Source organism: Burkholderia sp. E168m15 (assembly GCF_016586105.1).
Lineage (GTDB): Bacteria > Pseudomonadota > Gammaproteobacteria > Burkholderiales > Burkholderiaceae > Burkholderia > Burkholderia orbicola.
In genome coordinates this window covers 1-16,442 of sequence record NZ_BCPO01000177.1, presented here as the reverse complement: position 1 = coordinate 16,442, position 16,442 = coordinate 1, and the positions used below count along the sequence as shown (strand labels likewise).

Here is a 16,442-nt window from a genome sequence, read left to right as displayed (position 1 = left end):
CCCGGCGCCGCTCAAACATCAGAAGGATCGGTGGTATAGCCCTCTTTTCGTCCCCACGAAAATGCTCCGTGTCGCGGCCCGTTCGCGTTAAACTGCGTCAAGCTGTATTCAACAAAGACATCTTTGCCGCCACGGCATCCACGACACGAGGATAGGTTCGATGCGCACTACCGGCTCATCCGGGGCAATGACCCTGCTCACCGAACACGACGCGGCCGACGGCCGCGAACTGCGCTCGCTCCGGCTCGAGGCAACGGGCGACGGCAAGAGCGTGCTGCTGATCGAGATCGACGAACGCAAGCCCGGCATCCACCGCGAGGTCCGCTACGAGATCACGCCGGCCGAACTGATCGCGGCGATCCGCTCGCACGGCGCCGAGCTGCCCGGCGAAAACCACGGCGCCGCATCGCTCGCCCGTACGCCTTCCTGATTCCGAACGGTGAGCCGCGTGCAACGCGCCGGCTCACCCACATCCCCCTGCCGCCGTCAGGCGCTTTGCGTCATTCCCGCCGCTGCCTTGAAAAAGGCCGATAATCGGCGCATCTGCATTTCCCGCCCACGCGTTTCCTTTTCGGCCAGCCGTCATGCTCCGTGACCTCGTCGCCCAGTACGGGCCGCTTCTCGTATTCGCCAACGTGCTCGCCGCGGCGGTCGGCCTGCCGGTGCCCGCGATGCCGACGCTCGTGCTGTTCGGCGCGATGTCCGCGATGCACCCGGCGATGATCGGCTCGCAGCTCGTGACGGTCGTGGCGCTGTCGGTGCTCGGCGCGCTGATCGGCGACACGGTCTGGTACGTCGCCGGGCGGCGTTACGGCGGCACGACGCTGAAAACGATCTGCCGGCTGTCGCTGTCGCGCGATACCTGCGTGAAAAAGACCGAGCGCTTCTTCGGCCGCTATGGCGTGCGCGTGCTCGCGGTCGCGCGTTTCATCCCGGGGTTGTCGCTGGTATCGGTGCCGATGGCCGGTGCGCTCGGCACGCGCTATCGCACGTTCGCCGGCTACGACGCGCTCGGCGCCGCGCTGTGGACGATCGTCGGGCTGGGAGCCGGCCTCGTGTTCTACCGGCAGATCGACTGGCTGTTCGCCGGCGCGAGCCGCCTCGGCCGCGCGGTGCTGCTGGTCATCGTCGCGCTGCTCGCCGTCTATGCGGCCGTGCGCTGGATGCGTCGCCGCGCGCTGATCCGCCAGCTCGCGAACGCGCGGATCGGCGTCGATGAACTCGACGTGCTGCTGCGCGACGCCGCCGCCCCGGTCGTGCTCGACGTCCGCTCGCCCGAGCACCGCAAGCTCGACCCGTTCACGATTCCCGGTGCGCAGTTCGCCGACGAGCGCCAGATCGGCGACATCGTCGCACGCTATCCGCTCACGCAAAAGTTCGTCGTGTATTGCTCGTGCCCGAACGAGGTGACGGCCGCGCTGATGGCGAAGCGCCTGCTCGATGCAGGCTTCACCGATGCGCTCGCGCTGCGCGGCGGGCTCGACGCATGGCGCGATACCGGCCGCCAGCTCACGTCGCTCGTGGAAGAGATGCCCGCCGCGAACGATCCCGTGGCGGGCTGGCACAAGCCGGCCTGATCGCACCGATCGCAGGCCGGCCGTGCGAGACAGGGGGCCTTGCGCCCCCTTCCATCAGAACGCGTGCAGCGGCAGGTTCACGACCAGACGGTACTCGGTGTTCGTCGCGTCCGAGTAGTGGGCCGAGCCGGCGTGCCACATCGCGATGAACGTGACCTTCGTGTTCTTCAGCTTGCCGCTCTGGAACGTGTACGACGGGATGAAGCCGAACTCGTGGTGACGGCCCTGCACCGGCGCGCCATTGCTCCAGTAGATGCTCGACTTGCTCGGATCGTTCGCCGCGCCCGCGCTGCCGTCCGCGCCCCAGCCCGTCACGCCCCACACCATCGCCTTGAAGCCCGGCAGGCCGGCGTCCTTGCCGTAGAACGTGTAACGCAGTTGCAGCGATTTTTCGTGCGGCGCGTTGTAGTCGACGTCCATCGAGTTGGCCAGGAAGATGCCGTTCGTTTCGTTCAGGTAGTCGAAGAACTGGTCGCCGAGCACCTGCTGGAAGCCGAGCAGCAGTTCATGCGGGCCATGCTGCGCGGCCAGCGACAGGCTGTACGCGTTGTTGTTGATCTTGCCTTGCAGCGCATCGCCCGTGTCGTGCGTCGAGTAGACGTTGCCGAAGCCGGTCCACTTGATCGTCTGCGGGCTGCCGATGCTGTGCTTCACCGACGCGTAGTACTGGTGCCACACGTCGTCGGCCTGATTCGCGTACAGCGCGACTTCGCCGTTCGGCGAGTAGTCCCACGTGCCGCCGACGTAGGTCAGGCGATTGATGCGCGTGCCGCCGTATTGCGTCGTCAGGTTGGTGAGCGTCGTATGGCCGCGCGCGTCGGTCTTCGTGAAGCTGCCGGCCTCGAGCATCACGTTCTTGAATTCATTGCTGACGAGCGTCGCGCCGAGGAACGTCGGCGGCAGCGCACGGTTGTCGTGCTGCTCCATGAACGGGTTGTCGACGGCCTGCAGACCGTACTTGACCACCGTGTTCGAGATGCGCGCCTTGACGTCGTAGATGCCCGGGTAGGCCCACGCGAGCTGGTTGCCGCCGCCGCCGCCCTTCGCGATGTGCACCATGCTGCCGGCGCCCTGGCCGCCGTCGAGCTTCAGCGCCGCATACAACGACGCATCGAAGCCGATCCCGATCAGGCCGGTCGTGTAGCCCGACTCGAAGTTCGCCATCGCGCCCTGGACCCACGCATGACGATGCGGGCCGCCCTTGTTGTCAAGCACGTCCGCATAGTTGCGGAACAGGAAGTCGAGATGGCTGTCGGCGATGAAGCCGTTCGACTTCGACTGCGCCGACGGCTCGTCGGGCGGCGTGACGGCCTGGCTCGCCTCGGCGTTGACAATGGCGTTCGGGGTCGTTGCCTGCGCAACGGATGCGCCCGACCCGGCGGCCGGCGCGGCCTGCGCGACCGTCAGCGGCGCGGAGGCCGCGTCGTCGGCGTGCGCGACGCCCGTCAGCGACACGCCGGCGAGCGCCGGCAGTCCCCAGGCAAGCAGCATCTTCGATGCCGTCCCGATCGTCTTCTGCTTTTTCATCGTAATAATTCTCGTCTTGTGTTGATATCGTCCACGCCGGTCGCGATCCGCTCCCAGCCCCCCGGCGAGCCCGGCTAAGGACGCGCCTGTACCCGCGGCGCGAAGATCGTTCGCGCCGCACTACCCCTGTTGACCTGCCTTGGTTTTGTTTGCTGCGTTACTTCACGTCACGCCGCGCCCGCGCGGATGCACGCGACGCGCGCCGCCGACCCCTGCCGCACTTCCGGCAGCGGCACGTCCTGCGCGCACGCGTCGATCGCGACCGGGCAGCGCGTGCGGAACGCGCAGCCGGACGGCGGGTTGAGCGGCGAGGGCATCTCGCCCGCCAGCAGCATCGGACGGCGAGCACGCTCGCGCGCCGGCTCCGGCGTCGGCGCCGCATCGAGCAGCGCCTTCGTGTACGGGTGTTGCGGCACGCCGTACACGTCATGCCGCGTGCCGAACTCCATCACGCGGCCGAGATACATCACGAGCACGCGCTGGCTGATGGCCTTCACCACCGCCAGATCGTGCGCGACGAACAGATAGGACAACGACAGTTCGCGTTGCAGATCGCGCAGCAGGTTCACGATCTGCGCCTGGATCGACACGTCGAGCGCCGATACGGGTTCGTCGCAGATCACGAGCTTCGGCTCGCTGATCAGCGCACGCGCGATGCCGACGCGCTGGCACTGCCCGCCGGAAAATTCATGCGGATATCTCAGCAGGTGATGCGCGTTCAGACCGACGCGCTCGAGCATCGTGACCACGCGGCGGCGCACTTCGGCACGGCCGAGGCCGGCGTGGTGCGTGACGAGCGGCTCCGCGACGACCTGCTCGATCGTCATGCGCGGATCGAGCGACGCGAGCGGGTCCTGGAAGATCATCTGCACTTCGCGCCGCATCGCGGTGCCGCGCAGGTGATCCGGCGCCACGGCCTGGCCGCGCCATTTCACGGTGCCGGCCGTCATCGGCACGAGGCCGATCAATGCGCGCGCCAGCGTCGACTTCCCGCAGCCCGATTCGCCGACGAGCCCGACCGTCTCGCCGCGCTTCACGTCGAACGACACGCCGTCGACCGCGCGCAACGTGCCTTTCGGCGACCACGGATAGCCGCCCAGCGGCACGCGGAAATGCACCTTCAGATTCTCGACGGACAGCAGCGTGTCGTCCGTCGCGCCGGCTTGGCGGCGTTCATCGACGCTCATCGCAGACCTCCCGTCAGATCGGCCACGGGCCGGTGGCACGCGCGCACCGCGCCCACGGCGCCATAGGTTTCGAGCGCCGGGCGAGCAATGCCGCAGCGTTCTTCCGCATAGGTGCAGCGCTTCGCGAACGCGCAGCCGGCCGGCGCGGTGCCGGGCATCGGCGGGTTGCCGGGGATCGCGACGAGCGGCGCATCGTCCGCGTCGGTCAGGCGCGGCAGCGCGTTGAGCAGGCCGATCGTGTACGGATGCGACGGCGCCGCGAAAATCGAGTCGGCCGGCGCGTATTCGACGGTGCGGCCCGCGTACATGACCATCACGTCGTCGGCGAGGCCGGCGACCACGCCCATGTCGTGCGTGATCAGCACGATCGCGGTGCCGCGCTCGCGGTTCAGCTCGCGCAGCAGGTCGATGATCTGCGCCTGCACGGTCACGTCGAGCGCGGTGGTCGGCTCGTCGGCGATCAGGATTTCCGGCTCGGAGAGCAGCGCCATCGCAATCATCACGCGCTGCCGCATGCCGCCCGAAAACTCGTGCGGATACATGCGGATGCGGCGCGCCGCGTCGGGAATGCGCACCGATTCGAGCGCCTCGATCGCGCGCTTGATCGCTTCCTTGCGCGACAGCTTGCGATGCAGCTGCAGCGTCTCGGTCATCTGCCGCTCGATCGTCAGGAACGGATTGAGCGACGTCATCGGGTCCTGGAAGATCATCGCGATCCGGTCGCCGCGCACCGCGTTCAGCGCGCGCGTATCCATGTCGAGCAGGTTGTCGCCGCGGTAGCGCGCGGTGCCGGTCGTCGTGCCGTTGCCGGCCAGCAGGCCGAGCAGCGCCATCACGGTCTGGCTCTTGCCCGAGCCCGATTCGCCGACGATGCCGAGCGTCTTGCCGGCTTCGAGCGAGAACGACACGCCGTTGACGGCGTCGATCGGCGGCGCATCCTTGCGCGTGAAGCGCACGCCGAGGTTTTCTACTTCCAGCAGAGCAGCCATTTCAGCGATCCTTCGGGTCGAGCGCGTCACGCAGGCCGTCGCCGACGAAGTTCACGCAATAGAGCGTCACGCACAGCATGACGGCCGGGGCCAGCAGCAGCCACGGCATCGATTCCAGTTTCTGCGCGCCATCCTGGATCAGCACGCCCCAGCTCGTCATCGGTTCCTGCACGCCGAGGCCGAGGAACGACAGCACCGATTCGGTCAGCACGATGTTCGGCACCGAGACCGTCGCGTACACGACGACCACGCCGAGCAGGTTCGGCACGACGTGACGCAGCACGATCGACGCCGGCGACACGCCGATCGCGCGCGCCGCGTCGACGAACTCGCGATTGCGCAGCGACAGCGTCTGGCCGCGCACGACGCGCGCCATGTCGATCCACGAGAACGCGCTGATGGTCAGCACGACCAGCATGAACGAGCGGCCGAACAGGGTCATCATCAGGATCGCGATCAGCAGGTACGGGATCGCGTACATCATGTCGACGACGCGCATCATCACGGAGTCGACGCGGCCGCCCGCGAAGCCCGCGGTCGCGCCCCACGCGACGCCGAACAGGCCCGACACGAGCGTGCCGAGCAGGCCGACCTCGATCGATACGCGGCCGCCGATCAGCGTGCGCACGAGCAGGTCGCGGCCGAGCTCGTCGGTGCCGAACCAGTGCTGGTTCGCCCAGGTCGGCGGCAGGCTGATCGAGCCCCAGTCGCTCGCGGCGGGATCGGCCGCGAGCAGCCACGGGCCGACGAAGCAGGCGAGCGTGATCAGCGCGAGCAGCACGAGGCTGAACAGCGCCGCGCGGTTGTGAAGGAAGCGCGCGAACGCCAGCTCGAGCGGCGAGCGCGAACGCGGCGGCGAATCGGTCTGCACGGGCAGGCCGACGACGGGAGTGGTCGGGGTCATCGCTGTGCCTCGCTCAATAACGGATGCGCGGATCGAGCCACGCGTACGCGAGGTCGACCAGCAGGTTGAACAGCACCGCGCAGACGGTCGTCAGCACGACGAGGCCGAGCACCAGCGTGTAGTCGCGGTTGATGGCGCCGTTCACGACGAGTTGCCCGAGGCCCGGCAGCGCGAACACCGATTCGGTGACGACGGCCGCCGTGATCGACGTGATGCAGACCGTGCCGAACAGCGACACGACCGGCATCAGCGCGGGCTTGAGCGCATGGCGCAGCACGATCGTCGAGCCGGGCAGGCCCTTGGCGCGCGCGGTGCGGATGTAGTTGCTCGACAGCGTCTCGATCATCGAGCCGCGCATCACGCGTGCGAGCAGCGACACGTTGATGAGGGTCAGCAGCGCGATCGGCAGCAGCCGGTACCGCCAGCCGCCGTCGCCCCAGCCGCCGGCCGGCAGCCAGCCGTTGCCTTCCGACGTCTTCAGCAGGATCGCGAAGATCCACACGAGCACGGGGCCGAGCACGAACGGCGGCACGACGTTGCCGAAGTTGCCGATCAGCATCACGAAACGATCGATCACGCTGTCGCGGCGCACGGCCGCGACGGTGCCGAGCAGCACGCCGAGCACGATCGAGATCGGGATCGACACGCCGCCCACGCCGAGGCTCACGGGCAGCGCCTTCTTCACGAGATCGTTCACCGACCAGTCGACGTAACGAAACGACGGGCCGAGATCGCCGTGCAGCAGCGAGCCGAGATACAGCAAGTACTGCTTCCACAGCGGCTCGTCGAGGTGGTACTTCGCGTTCAGGTTCGCGAGCGTCGCGGCGGACAGCTGCTTCTCCGTATCGAACGGGCCGCCGGGCGTGAAATGCAGCAGCAGGTAGCAGACGGTGATGACCGCGAGGATCGTCGGCACCGCCCACAACGTGCGCCTCAATGCGTAGGCCAGCATGATCGCTCCGCTCAGTGCTTGATCAGGTACATGTCCTGCGAAGCACGCATGTCGATCACGTTCTTCAGCGAATAGCCACCGACGTAGGACTTCACGAGACGGTCGGCCGAGTACTGGAACAGCGGCACCATCGGCGTGTCCTTCATCGCCATGTCGTGCGCCTGCGTGAGCAGCGCGGTGCGCGCGTTGTCGTCGAGCTTCTGGTTGCCTTCCTCGACGAGCGCGTCGACCTGCTTGTTGCAGTAGCCGACGGTGTTCTGCGAGCTGCCGCAGCGGATCAGGTCGAAGAACGTCATCGCGTCGTTGTAGTCGGCGAACCAGCCGTCGCGCGCGATCTGCACCTTGCCGTCATGCCGCTGCTTCATCAGCACCTTGAACTCGACGTTCTCGAGCTTCGTGGTGACGCCGAGCTTCGTACGCCATTCCGATGCGGTGAACAGCGCGACCTTCTTGTGCAGGTCGTTGGTGTTGTACGTGAGCGTGAACGACAGCGGCTTCGCATCCGAATAGCCGGCCTGCTTCAGCAGGTCCTTCGCGGTCGCGATGCGCTTGGCCATCGGCCACGACGCCCATTCCGGCGTGAATGGCTGCACGCCCTTCGTGCCGTTCGGCATCAGCCCGTACATCGGCTTCTCGCCGGCCTGCGTGAGCTTCGACGTCAGCACGTCGCGATCGATCACCATCGACAGCGCCTGGCGCACGCGCTTGTCCTTCAGCGCCGCGTCGCTGTTGTTCAGGTAGTAGTAGTAGGTCGCGAGCTGCAGGCCCGGGCGCAGTTCGGCGCCGAACTGCTTGCTGACCTGCTGGAAGATGCCCGACGGGATCGAGTAGCTGTAGTCGATCTGGCCGGCCTGGTACATGCGCATCGCGGTTTCGTCGCTTTCGATCGGCAGGTACGTGACCTTGTTGATCACCACCTTCGACGCGTTCCAGTACTTCGCGTCCTTGGTCGCCACGATGCGGTTGTTCGGCTGCCAGTCGACGAGCTGGTACGCGCCGTTGCTGACCAGGTTGCCGGGGCGCGTCCATGCGTCGCCAAACTTCGTCACCACGTCCTTGTTCACCGGCGCGAGCGGCGCCATCGCGGTCAGTTCGGGGAAGAACGCGACGGGCACGTCGGTCGTCACTTCCAGCGTGTACGGGTCGACCGCGCGCACGCCGAGCGTGGTCGGCGCGGCCTTGCCGGCGATGATGTCCTTCGAGTTCTTGATGAACTCGACGAGGATCGTGTATTTCGAGCCCGTCTTCGGATCGACGAGGCGCTGCCACGAATAGACGAAATCGGCGGCCGTCACCGGCTGGCCGTTGCTCCACTTCGCGTCGTGGCGAAGCTTGAAGATCCACGTCTGCGGCGTCTTGCGCTCCCACGACAGCGCGACGCCCGGCACGACCTGGCCGGCCGCGTCGATGCGCGCGAGCCCTTCGAACAGGTCGAGGCCGATCGTGTTGCCGGTCCACGATTCGATGTGCGCCGGGTCGAGCGACTCGACTTCGGCCGGCACCTGTCGCGTCAGGTCCTGTTGGGGAGCGAGTGCGACGTTCGACGGAACGGTCACGGCGTGGGCGACGGGCGTCGTCAGGGCGAGCGCGGCCAGCACGGCCGACATGGCATGCAAGGATTTCATCGTGGCAGTCTTGAGAAGGTTGTTCGGTGAGCGTCGCGCGGCGGATGCCGCGGATTACGCGTGAGACGCTGACGGGCGCAGCGATTGAGGAGGCCCGTGATTCTCGTATTGCATGTTAGTATTCCTTACATTTCTTTCGACAGGCATTCCGTCGAATGAAACGAAGGAATACCCGTGCGTTAGAACAGTCGCGGCGTACCGACCCAGACCACCACCGACTCGATCTTCGCGGTGTTGACCCAGCTGTGCGGCACCGTCGACTGATAGTGCGAACTGTCGCCGGCCTGCAGGACGAACGTCTTGCCTTCCAGCGTCAGCGACACTTCCCCTTCAATCACGTACAGGAACTCCTCTCCTGCATGTGTCGTCACCTCGGACCGTTTCTGCCCCGGCGGCATCCTCACGAGGATCGCCTCAAGCTGGCGCCCTTCGGACACGTTCGTCAGCCTCGCGAACAGGTTCGCCGAATCGGCAAACCCGAAGAAGCGCAACTGATCGCCTCGGCACACCGAGCGTTCCTCGCTCGGCGTATCCACGAAGTACTGCACCGTCACGCCGAGTGCGTGGGCAATACCGGCCAGCGACGTCAGTGACGGCGACGCGAGCCCGCGCTCGACTTGAGACAGAAACGGCTTCGAAATCCCCGCGGCGGTAGCGGTGTCGTCGAGCGTGCGCTTCAGACGTTGGCGCAACGCGCGAATCTTGCTGCCGAGTGCGACAGCGTCTGCCGATCGCGAGTTTTCAGTGGGGGGAACCATAGCAGGCCGAAAAGTGGTCGTCAAAAAATGTTTGATGGAAAGTAACTAAGTTAATTGGAGATAGCTTAATCTTCGGGTTCGTACACGCCTTCGGCGTTGAGCCCGGTGCACTAAACAGGGCCCGAAGCGCACGAAACGACGCGCTATCTTGCCAGACTCGCAGGCTTCACAGGCAAGCTGCAAGCGGCTCTCCGGGAATTTGCGGAGAACCGGCGTCAAGCTTACAGGTAGATGATGAGACAAATGTTCCTGAAAGCTGCTGCCATATCGGGAGTTTCCCTAAGTGGCGCGGACCCGACGCACCGGACCGGCAAACGTTACCATTCGCGCGCCGGTCGGGGCCGCGCTCCGCCTTCCCAGGTGGAATCCGACCCCGGCCCGGGCTAACCGCCCGACTGCTCCATCGCCGACGCAAGCCTACCCGGCCTCAGTGCTCCGGCGCCAGTTCGACCCCCAAGGCGACGCGCGATCCGCGCCGTCCGTTTCAAACGAGATTGATGATGCACGCACCTGTTTCACAGACCCGATCGTTTACGACGGTCTTCCTCATCGAAATGTGGGAGCGCTTCGGCTACTACGGCATGGCCGCGCTCCTGGTCCTCTTCATGGTCGACCGGCTCGGCTTCACCGACAGCCACGCGAACCTGACCTGGGGTGCATTCACCGCACTCGTCTACGCCGCGCCGTCGATCGGCGGCTGGATCGGCGACAAGGTGCTCGGCGCCCGCCGCACGATGATCATCGGCGCGTCCGTGCTGTGCGCCGGCTACCTGATGCTCGCGGTGCCGAACGATCACCTCGCGTACATGTACGCGTCGCTCGGCGTGATCGTCGTCGGCAACGGCCTGTTCAAGGCCAACGCAGCGAACCTCGTGCGCCGCATCTACGAAGGCGACGACGCGCGCATCGACAGCGCGTTCACGATCTACTACATGGCGGTCAACATCGGCTCGACGGTGTCGATGCTCGCGACGCCGTGGATCAAGGATCACTGGGGCTGGCACACCGCGTTCGCGGTCTGCTGCGGCGGCATGCTGCTCGCGATCCTCAATTTCATGCTGATGCACCGCACGCTCGCGCACGTCGGCTCGCAGCCGGACGACGAGCCGATCCGCTGGAAGCGCCTCGGCGCGGTCGCGGCCGGCGGCGTCGCGCTCGCGCTGATCACGCTGTACGTGCTGCAGCACAAGCAGCTCGCGGTCGCCAGCGTGTGGATGGCGGCATTCGCGATCCTCGCGATCTTCGCGTACATGATCGCGAAGTCGGAGCGCTCGGAGCGCGCCGGCCTGATCGCGGCGCTCGTGCTGATCGGCCAGGTGATCCTGTTCTTCATCTTCTACGTGCAGATGTCGACGTCGCTGACGCTGTTCGCGCTGCGCAACGTCGACCCGCGTTTCATGCTGTTCGGCACGACGCTGTTCACGTGGAGCGCCGCGCAGTTCCAGGCGCTGAACCCGATCTGGATCATGCTGCTGAGCCCGGTGCTCGTGTGGGTCTACAACGCCGTCGCGAAGGGCGGCCGCGACCTGCCGGTCGCCGCGAAGTACGCGCTCGGTTTCGGCGCGGTGGCAGCCGGCTACCTGGTGTTCACGATCAGCGGCCGCTACGCGGTCGACGGCCGTGTGTCGTCGTGGTTCATGGTGTGGGGTTACGGCCTGTACTCGCTCGGCGAACTGCTGGTGAGCGGCCTCGGCCTCGCGATGATCGCCCGCTACGTGCCGGCGCGCATGAGCGGCTTCATGATGGGTGCGTATTTCGTCGCGACGGGCGTGTCGCAGTATCTGGGCAGCGTCGTCGCAAACTTCGCGCAGATGCCGTCGCACGAACTGCCGGCCACCGAGTCGCTGCCGCTCTACCTGTCGCTGTTCGAGAAGCTCGGCTGGCTCGCCGCGATCGGCATGCTGCTCGCGCTGCTGCTGCTGCCGCTGATGAACCGCCTGTCGCGCCAGCATCAGCGCTGCACGGAAGAGCGCCGCGAAGAAGCGTTGCAGGCGCAAGCAGCGGCCGCCGCGCAGTAAGGACTATCCCTCGGCGTGCGGCGTGCACGCCACATTCTCCCGCCAGAAACGCGAACGCGTCCTACACTGGTTGCAGACAACGCATCCGCGTCGCGAGATGCGCACTGGCGGGAGAACACGATGAAAAGCAAGACAACGCGGCTTTTGAGAATCCTGTCGGACATCCGGCACGCGCAGCGCTGCACCGCGATGCGCGCCGCCCGGGCCGCGGCCGAAGCCGACGCGGTGCTCGCGGAGCGCGACGAGCCGGCGCAGGACGAACGCGACGACGCCGAATCCGACGACGCAACCGCCACGCCCCGCTCCCGTATCGGCTCACCTCACTGACACCGCGCGGCGCCTGCCGCGCCGCACACCAGCCTGCGCGCGCCTACGCCGCCGCGCCGCGCCATCGCGCGATCCACGTTCCCGAACCCGCCACCGCCATCATCAGCCCGACCGCGCACGCGTCGGCGACGAGGCCCACGCCGACGTGCCGCAGATCGGCGCTATGCACGACCGGGTGCAGCAGCGAATCGATCACGAGCGAGATCGCCGCGCCCGCGACGAAGCAGATCAGCCCGCGCTGGCCGACCGCCACGACGGGCTGCACGCCCTGCGCGATCCGCGCGATCCAGCCGAAGCGCACGCAATCGGCCATCAGCCACGCGATGGCCGCGAAGCTCACCACGCGCGGCAGCGCGAGATCGCGCTTGAGCACGCCTTCGGGCACCGGCAGCCCCGAGAACAGCTTGTAGCTCGCGCAGCCGAGCACGATCGCGCACGCGAGCCCGGTCGCCGCGGCGCCCCAGCGACCGAGTGCGACGTGCCGGTAGAACGGCTGGCAGCGTGCGAGCACGCCGGCGACGAACATCAGTTGCCACGCGAACGGGTTGAAGCTCCAGCGGAAGCCGTCGGTGTCCAGCAGTTCCGGGCCGAGCCAGCCCGCGGCGAGCCACGACGCGGCGCTGATCGCGACGAGCAGCCACGGATGGCGCCGCGCGAACGGCACCAGCACCGGCGACGCGAGCGCGAACAGCACGTACATCGGCAGCACCGACGCGAGATACGGCTGGCGCTGGAACGTCAACAGTTCGGCGAGACCCGTGAGCGGCGACGCGAGCATCACGCTGACGTCGTCGAGCGCGAGGTTCGGCGCGTCGATGCCGAAGTGATCGAGCACGGCCGACACGACGAGCATCAGCGTCGACGTCGCGAGAAACGCGCGGTAGATCTGCATCGCGCGCCGCACGAACCGCTGCTGCGCGGCGCGCGCGCCGTGTCGCTCGGCGATCGCGCCATACGCGCTCGCGGTCGCGAAGCCGCCGAGGAACACGAACACCTCGGCCGCATCGCACAGCGCGAACGCGTGCAGCGTCATGCGCGACAGCACGCTCGCGCCGATGTGATCGACGACGATCATCAACAGCACGAGCCCGCGAAAGAAGTCGACTTCGATCAGACGGCCGCTGCGCGACGGCTGCACCATGGCGGAACGCGGCGGGCTCAACGACATGAGCGCACCTGCACGACGGCGGTGCGGCACGCACCGGGGAAAGGATCGGGAGAGAGACGGCGAGCGCGATCAGCGGCGATACGCGTATGCCCGCATCGCGCCAACCCGGCTGGCCAGGCACGGAGATGACCGTTCATTGAAAAGCTGCATACGAAGGGAAGTCGGTCAGGCCAGTCTAGTAGCCGATCAGGGGAGACCCTAAGTAACAAAGTGCAACCGAATCTTCTGTTCGATTACAAGCGCGAGCGTTGCGCGGCGAAGCAGACAGCACCGCCAGATTCGCGTCAGCGCGTCGCCAGTTGGCGGTCAGGATCGAGGGATTCGGCGGGAGTGAGCGGAAGTCGGCAGCGCGACGCGCGGTATTCGACGCTCGGATGAAGCGCGCTGCGCGGCACGTTGCGCACGGCCGGCGCATCGCGACGAGGCGGTCATCCGCGCGCGGGCAAGCGCCGCATCAGCATCGCGCTGCGCCATGCGGTCAGCGCGACGGCGACCCAGATCGGCCCGTACGTCGCGAGCTGCGCGACGCTCAGCGTTTCGCCGAGCAGCAGCAGCGACACCACGACGAGCAGCACAGGCTCGACGTAGCCGAGAATCCCGAACAGCGCCATCGGCAGCATCCGGCTCGCCTTCAGGTAGCTCGCGAGCGCGAGCGTGCTGAGGATGCCGAGCCCCGGCAGCAGCGCGGCCCACAGCAGCGGCTGGCCGGCGACCTGCGTCGCGCTCGTCGCGACCATCGCGAACGCGATCGGGCACAGCAGCACGATCTCGACCGCGAAGGCAGCCAGCGAATCGGCGTTGATCCGCCGGCGCAGCACGAAATACGGCGGATAGCCGAGCGCGACGACCAGCGTCGGCCACGCGAACGCGCGCGTCGCCCACACCTCGTGCGCGACGCCGAGCGCCGCGCACGCGACCGCCGCCCATTGCAGCGGGTCGAGCCGTTCGTGATAGTAGAAGCGGCCGACGAGCACCATCGTCAGCGGCAGCAGGAAATAGCCGAGCGACACTTCGAGCATGCGGCCGTGCAGCGGCGCCCACAGGAACAGCCACAGCTGCACGCCGAGCAGCGCCGCGCTCGCCGGCAGCGCGATCAGCAGGCGCCAGTCGCGCGCGCTGCGCCGCGCCAGCTCGACGAGCGCCGGCCAGCGGCCGCGCAGCGCGATCAGCGCGAGCGCGCCCGGCGCGGTCCACACGATGCGCCACGCGAAGATGTCGAGCCCGGTGAGCGGCGCGAGCAGTTTCGCGTAAGCCGACATCAGCGCGAACAGCGTCGACGCCATCACCGACAGCGTGAGACCGCGCCCGGCTTCCGGATACCCCGTCATGATCGTTTTGTGCCTTTTTTACTGCTGCTGGAAGCGTTCGAAGCGCTTCTCGGTCCGGCGTTCCTCGAACGTCACCTCGGTCACGCGCGCGGCGGGCGGCCCGTGACGCAGCCACGCGAGCATCCGGTCGATCTGCGCGCCGGGGCCCTGGATCATCGCCTCGACGGTGCCGTCCTCCAGATTCGCGACCCAGCCGCGCAGCTTCAGCGCATGCGCCTCGCGCACCGTCGCATGACGAAAGCCGACGCCCTGCACGACGCCGCGCACCCGCACGTAGTAGGTCTCGATCCGTTCGTCCAGTTCATTGCGGCTCATCGCGTCGCCCTCCCGTTGCATTCAAGCCCGGCATTGTAGTCGCGTCGGCCGCTTCGCACACGCGCCGGCCGGGCGTCGCCGCGCACGCCGACCACGTACAATCTCGCCGATGCCCAACCGCCGCGCCGCCCGCGCGGCCCTGAAGGAAACGCATGACTGATACCTCCCGCGATCTCGTTCTCGTCACCGGCGCATCCGGTTTCGTCGGCTCGGCCGTCGCGCGCATCGCGCAGCAGAAAGGCTATGCGGTGCGCGTGCTCGTGCGCCCCACCAGCCCGCGCACGAACGTCGCGGATCTCGATGCCGAGATCGTCACCGGCGACATGCGCGACGAGGCGTCGATGCGCGCCGCGCTGCGCGGCGTGCGCTACCTGCTGCACGTCGCGGCCGACTACCGGCTGTGGGCACCCGACCCCGACGAGATCGAGCGCGCGAACCTCGAAGGCGCGGTCGCGACGATGCGCGCGGCCCGCGCCGAAGGCGTCGAGCGGATCGTCTACACGAGCAGCGTCGCGACGCTGAAGGTGACGAGCGCCGGCGATCCGTCCGACGAGAACCGGCCGCTCACGGCCGAGCAGGCGATCGGCGTCTACAAGCGCAGCAAGGTGCTCGCGGAGCGCGCGGTCGAACGGATGATCGCCGACGAAGGGCTGCCGGCCGTGATCGTCAATCCGTCGACGCCGATCGGCCCGCGCGACGTGAAGCCGACGCCGACCGGCCGCATCATCGTCGAGGCCGCGCTCGGCAAGATTCCTGCGTTCGTCGATACGGGGCTGAACCTCGTGCACGTCGACGACGTCGCGCACGGCCACTTCCTCGCGCTCGAGCGCGGCCGGATCGGCGAGCGCTACATCCTCGGCGGCGAGAACCTGCCGCTGCAGCAGATGCTCGCGGACATCGCGCAGATGACCGGCCGCAAGGCGCCGACGATCGCGCTGCCGCGCTGGCCGCTGTACCCGCTCGCGGTCGGCGCCGAAGCGGTCGCAAAGTTCACGAAGAAGGAGCCGTTCGTCACCGTCGACGGGCTGCGGATGTCGAAGAACAAGATGTATTTCACGTCCGCGAAGGCCGAGCGCGAACTCGGCTACCGTGCGCGCCCGTATCGCGAAGGGCTGCGCGATGCACTGGACTGGTTCGGCTCGGCGGGCTACCTCAAGTAACACAAAGCGGCGCCCCTCGCGCCGCTTTGCGCACTTTGTTACACGTCGCGCGCGGACCGGCATCGGCGCAGCGGTTAAAATCGCGGGTCTTACGCAGAGAAGACACGCATGAACCTGAACGATCAGATCGCTTCGCTCGCCACGGGCGTCGATCAGCTCCTCCACGATCACCACGCCGCGCAGCAGGCGGCACGCAGCGCGGAAGCGTTCGCGCGCGCCGCGGCAGCGGAAGCCCGGGCCGCGGCCGAGCGTCACGCGGCGGCGGAAGCCGAAGCGCAGGCCGCCGCGCAGCGCCACACGGCCGCGGCCGCCGATGCCGAAGCCGCGCAGCGGCGCCATGCCGACGCCACCGCCGCCGCCGAAGCGGCCGCCCAACGTCATACGGATGCCGCCACGCAAGCCGAAGCCGCGTCGCAACGCCATGCGGAAGCCACCGCGCTGACCGAAGCGCTCGCGCAACGTCACGCGGATGCCGAAGCCGCGTCGCAGCGCCACGCGGCGGCGATCGCCGAAGCCGAGGCCGCCGCGCAGCGTCATCACGCCGCCGCGACCGAAGCCGACGCGGCCGCGCAACGCCATGCCGCGGCAACCGCCGAAGCCGAAGCCG

The 16,442-nt window shown here is 67.6% G+C and carries 15 protein-coding genes and 1 pseudogene; 6 read left to right on the top strand and 10 right to left on the bottom strand.

Features of this window, described 5'->3' with window-relative positions; translation table 11 throughout:
- Window positions 1-160: 160 nt before the first annotated feature.
- Entirely contained in the window at window positions 161-430 is a 270-nt protein-coding gene (locus JMF86_RS28310; RefSeq protein WP_006480304.1) for a hypothetical protein, read from the top strand.
- 154 nt (window positions 431-584) lie between these two features.
- Entirely contained in the window at window positions 585-1,577 is a 993-nt protein-coding gene (locus JMF86_RS28305) for a DedA family protein/thiosulfate sulfurtransferase GlpE (protein ID WP_011548893.1), read from the top strand.
- A gap of 54 nt (window positions 1,578-1,631) precedes the next feature.
- Here JMF86_RS28305 and JMF86_RS28300 read toward each other — a convergent pair whose 3' ends face one another.
- From JMF86_RS28300 to JMF86_RS28270, 7 genes are all read right to left on the bottom strand, one after another.
- A complete protein-coding gene (locus JMF86_RS28300) occupies window positions 1,632-3,104 on the bottom strand; it encodes an OprD family porin (RefSeq protein WP_027810513.1) in 1,473 nt (490 codons plus the stop codon).
- 167 nt (window positions 3,105-3,271) lie between these two features.
- Window positions 3,272-4,291: an ABC transporter ATP-binding protein gene (locus JMF86_RS28295; protein ID WP_011548891.1), complete on the bottom strand. Its 1,020-nt coding sequence runs from the start codon at window positions 4,289-4,291 to the stop codon at window positions 3,272-3,274.
- On the bottom strand, window positions 4,288-5,280 hold the full coding sequence (locus JMF86_RS28290) for an ABC transporter ATP-binding protein (RefSeq protein ID WP_011548890.1): 993 nt from the start codon (window positions 5,278-5,280) through the stop codon (window positions 4,288-4,290). Before JMF86_RS28290 ends, JMF86_RS28295 begins: the two co-directional genes overlap by 4 nt.
- Window position 5,281: 1 nt before the next feature.
- On the bottom strand, window positions 5,282-6,184 hold the full coding sequence (locus JMF86_RS28285; protein ID WP_011548889.1) for an ABC transporter permease: 903 nt from the start codon (window positions 6,182-6,184) through the stop codon (window positions 5,282-5,284).
- 13 nt (window positions 6,185-6,197) lie between these two features.
- Window positions 6,198-7,136: an ABC transporter permease subunit gene (locus JMF86_RS28280; RefSeq protein WP_006480299.1), complete on the bottom strand. Its 939-nt coding sequence runs from the start codon at window positions 7,134-7,136 to the stop codon at window positions 6,198-6,200.
- An 11-nt stretch (window positions 7,137-7,147) separates the two neighbouring features.
- Complete coding sequence (locus JMF86_RS28275) at window positions 7,148-8,761, bottom strand: peptide ABC transporter substrate-binding protein (protein WP_006480298.1); 1,614 nt, start codon at window positions 8,759-8,761, stop codon at window positions 7,148-7,150.
- Window positions 8,762-8,940: 179 nt separating this feature from the next.
- Window positions 8,941-9,519: a cupin domain-containing protein gene (locus JMF86_RS28270; protein ID WP_011548888.1), complete on the bottom strand. Its 579-nt coding sequence runs from the start codon at window positions 9,517-9,519 to the stop codon at window positions 8,941-8,943.
- A gap of 497 nt (window positions 9,520-10,016) precedes the next feature.
- Here JMF86_RS28270 and JMF86_RS28265 point away from each other — a divergent pair, with 497 nt between their 5' ends.
- Together JMF86_RS28265 and JMF86_RS28260 are read left to right on the top strand one after the other, a co-directional pair.
- The gene (locus JMF86_RS28265) at window positions 10,017-11,537 is read left to right on the top strand and encodes a peptide MFS transporter (RefSeq protein WP_011548887.1); all 1,521 of its coding nucleotides are present in this window, start codon (window positions 10,017-10,019) and stop codon (window positions 11,535-11,537) included.
- A 120-nt stretch (window positions 11,538-11,657) separates the two neighbouring features.
- Window positions 11,658-11,864: a hypothetical protein gene (locus tag JMF86_RS28260; protein WP_011694889.1), complete on the top strand. Its 207-nt coding sequence runs from the start codon at window positions 11,658-11,660 to the stop codon at window positions 11,862-11,864.
- Between the two features lie 43 nt (window positions 11,865-11,907).
- Here JMF86_RS28260 and JMF86_RS28255 read toward each other — a convergent pair whose 3' ends face one another.
- From JMF86_RS28255 to JMF86_RS28245, 3 genes are all read right to left on the bottom strand, one after another.
- A complete protein-coding gene (locus tag JMF86_RS28255; RefSeq protein ID WP_011548886.1) occupies window positions 11,908-13,032 on the bottom strand; it encodes an OpgC domain-containing protein in 1,125 nt (374 codons plus the stop codon).
- A gap of 428 nt (window positions 13,033-13,460) precedes the next feature.
- Complete coding sequence (rarD, locus tag JMF86_RS28250) at window positions 13,461-14,360, bottom strand: EamA family transporter RarD (protein ID WP_011548885.1); 900 nt, start codon at window positions 14,358-14,360, stop codon at window positions 13,461-13,463.
- 18 nt (window positions 14,361-14,378) lie between these two features.
- Window positions 14,379-14,675 (bottom strand): acylphosphatase, encoded by a 297-nt coding sequence (locus JMF86_RS28245; RefSeq protein WP_006480292.1) that lies wholly within the window; start codon window positions 14,673-14,675, stop codon window positions 14,379-14,381.
- Between the two features lie 152 nt (window positions 14,676-14,827).
- Here JMF86_RS28245 and hpnA point away from each other — a divergent pair, with 152 nt between their 5' ends.
- Together hpnA and JMF86_RS28235 are read left to right on the top strand one after the other, a co-directional pair.
- Entirely contained in the window at window positions 14,828-15,835 is a 1,008-nt protein-coding gene (gene hpnA, locus JMF86_RS28240; RefSeq protein ID WP_011353724.1) for a hopanoid-associated sugar epimerase, read from the top strand.
- A 108-nt stretch (window positions 15,836-15,943) separates the two neighbouring features.
- Window positions 15,944-16,442 (top strand): annotated as a pseudogene (locus JMF86_RS28235) (phage tail protein); the annotation flags it as partial.

Excerpts from the sequence above, each read along its gene's own strand:
- JMF86_RS28310 (WP_006480304.1), top strand. The coding sequence starts at position 161 with ATGCGCACTACCGGCTCATCCGGGGCAATGACCCTGCTCACCGAACAC.
- JMF86_RS28305 (WP_011548893.1), top strand. The coding sequence starts at position 585 with ATGCTCCGTGACCTCGTCGCCCAGTACGGGCCGCTTCTCGTATTCGCC.
- JMF86_RS28300 (WP_027810513.1), bottom strand. The coding sequence starts at position 3,104 with ATGAAAAAGCAGAAGACGATCGGGACGGCATCGAAGATGCTGCTTGCC.
- JMF86_RS28295 (WP_011548891.1), bottom strand. The coding sequence starts at position 4,291 with ATGAGCGTCGATGAACGCCGCCAAGCCGGCGCGACGGACGACACGCTG.
- JMF86_RS28290 (WP_011548890.1), bottom strand. The coding sequence starts at position 5,280 with ATGGCTGCTCTGCTGGAAGTAGAAAACCTCGGCGTGCGCTTCACGCGC.
- JMF86_RS28285 (WP_011548889.1), bottom strand. The coding sequence starts at position 6,184 with ATGACCCCGACCACTCCCGTCGTCGGCCTGCCCGTGCAGACCGATTCG.
- JMF86_RS28280 (WP_006480299.1), bottom strand. The coding sequence starts at position 7,136 with ATGCTGGCCTACGCATTGAGGCGCACGTTGTGGGCGGTGCCGACGATC.
- JMF86_RS28275 (WP_006480298.1), bottom strand. The coding sequence starts at position 8,761 with ATGAAATCCTTGCATGCCATGTCGGCCGTGCTGGCCGCGCTCGCCCTG.
- JMF86_RS28270 (WP_011548888.1), bottom strand. The coding sequence starts at position 9,519 with ATGGTTCCCCCCACTGAAAACTCGCGATCGGCAGACGCTGTCGCACTC.
- JMF86_RS28265 (WP_011548887.1), top strand. The coding sequence starts at position 10,017 with ATGATGCACGCACCTGTTTCACAGACCCGATCGTTTACGACGGTCTTC.
- JMF86_RS28260 (WP_011694889.1), top strand. The coding sequence starts at position 11,658 with ATGAAAAGCAAGACAACGCGGCTTTTGAGAATCCTGTCGGACATCCGG.
- JMF86_RS28255 (WP_011548886.1), bottom strand. The coding sequence starts at position 13,032 with ATGTCGTTGAGCCCGCCGCGTTCCGCCATGGTGCAGCCGTCGCGCAGC.
- rarD (WP_011548885.1), bottom strand. The coding sequence starts at position 14,360 with ATGACGGGGTATCCGGAAGCCGGGCGCGGTCTCACGCTGTCGGTGATG.
- JMF86_RS28245 (WP_006480292.1), bottom strand. The coding sequence starts at position 14,675 with ATGAGCCGCAATGAACTGGACGAACGGATCGAGACCTACTACGTGCGG.
- hpnA (WP_011353724.1), top strand. The coding sequence starts at position 14,828 with ATGACTGATACCTCCCGCGATCTCGTTCTCGTCACCGGCGCATCCGGT.